The sequence below is a fragment of the Cryptosporangium sp. NPDC051539 genome, from assembly GCF_044454545.1.
Lineage (GTDB): Bacteria > Actinomycetota > Actinomycetes > Mycobacteriales > Cryptosporangiaceae > Cryptosporangium.
In genome coordinates this window covers 1-1,708 of sequence record NZ_JBITDV010000038.1, presented here as the reverse complement: position 1 = coordinate 1,708, position 1,708 = coordinate 1, and the positions used below count along the sequence as shown (strand labels likewise).

General features: G+C 66.7%; 2 protein-coding genes. Both read left to right on the top strand.

The window, feature by feature from the left end; all coding sequences use genetic code 11:
* On the top strand, positions 1–918 hold a 918-nt coding region (locus tag ACIBZJ_RS43190; protein ID WP_395939429.1), incomplete at its 5' end, for an ABC transporter ATP-binding protein.
* Complete coding sequence (locus tag ACIBZJ_RS43185) at positions 915–1,574, top strand: ABC transporter ATP-binding protein (protein WP_395939428.1); 660 nt, start codon at positions 915–917, stop codon at positions 1,572–1,574. The genes ACIBZJ_RS43190 and ACIBZJ_RS43185, both read left to right, overlap by 4 nt.
* The last annotated feature ends 134 nt before the right edge of the window (positions 1,575–1,708 follow it).

Genomic DNA, 1,708 nt, shown 5'->3' with positions numbered 1-1,708 from the left:
CGGGCGCCCGAATTCGGCGCCGACTCGCTGATCGTCTGCGAAAGCCTCGTCCGGATCTACCAAACCGGACCCATCGAGGTACAAGCCCTCCAAGGACTCGACCTCCTCGTCAACCGCGGCGAAATGATCGCCCTCGTCGGCGCCTCCGGATCCGGCAAATCCACCCTCCTATCCATCCTCGCCGGCATCGACGCCCCCACCGCCGGCCACGCCCGCGTCGGCACCTGGGACCTCCTCACCATGACCCGCACCGACCGCGTCGCCTACCGCCGCCACACCGTCGGATTCGTCCGCCAGCAAACCGCCAGCAACCTGATCCCCTACCTCACCGCCCGACAAATGATCGACCTACCCATGACCGCCGCCCGCGTCCGCCCCACCACCCGAAAAACCCGCACCCAAGAACTCCTCCACACCTTCCACCTCACCGACCTCGCCGACCGCACACCCACCCAACTCTCCGGCGGCCAGCAAATGCGCGTCGCCATCGCCGTCGCCCTCGCCAACCAACCCGACGTACTCCTCGCCGACGAACCCACCGGCGAACTCGACACCACCACCTCCGCCGAAGTATTCGCCGCACTGCGCAACGCCAACCACACCCTCGGCGTCACCATCGTCCTCGTCACCCACGACCCCACCGTCAGCGAACAAGTCGAACGCACCATCGCCATCCGCGACGGACGCACCAGCAGCGAAGTCCTCCGCCGCACCGCAACCACCCACGACGGCAACCAACACACCACCGCCGAGGAATACACCGTCATGGACCGCGCCGGACGAGTCCAAATCCCCCGCGACTACCGCGAAGCCCTCCACCTCACCCGACGCATCCGACTCACCCTCCAAACCGACCACATCACCATCACCCCCGACACCACCAACACCCACCCCACCACCACCAACACACACCCATGAGCCTGCTCGAAGTCCGCTCCGTCCACCGCCACTTCGGCAACGTCCACGCCCTGCGCGACATCACCCTCGACATCCACGCCGGCACCATGGTCGCCCTCGTCGGACGCTCCGGCTCCGGCAAAACCTCACTCCTCAACATCATCGGCGGCCTCGACCACCCCGACACCGGCACCGTCACCCTCAACGGCACCACCCTCACCACCCTCAACGAAGACGGCCTCTCCCGCCTACGCCGCGAAAAAATCTCCTACATCTTCCAAACCTTCGGCCTCATCCCCGTCCTCACCGCCGCCGAAAACATCGGACTACCCCTCCGCCTCACCCACACCCCCACCCCCCAACGCAACACCCGCGTCCAACTCCTCCTCGACCTCGTCGGCCTCACCCACCACGCCCACCAACGCCCACCCGAACTCTCCGGCGGCCAACAACAACGCGTCGCCATCGCCCGCGCCCTCGCCGCCTCACCCCAACTCCTCATCGCCGACGAACCCACCGGCCAACTCGACGCCGAAACCGGCCTCACCGTCATGAGCCTCATCCGCGCCATCGTCGAAACCGAAGGCATCACCGCCCTCATCGCCACCCACGACCCCATCATGATGAACCTCGCCGACCACACCCTCACCATCACCGACGGCCAACTACACCCGTGACCACCCTGCTCCACCACCGCACCCGAGCCCAATGGCCCCTCCTCACCACCCTCCTCACCGTCCTCACCCTCGGCGCCACCCTCCTCGGCACCAGCACCCAACTCATGACCCAAACCTCCCAACGAGCCGTCGAA

Coding starts and splice junctions, on each gene's coding strand:
- ACIBZJ_RS43185 (WP_395939428.1), top strand. CDS start 915: ATGAGCCTGCTCGAAGTCCGCTCCGTCCACCGCCACTTCGGCAACGTC.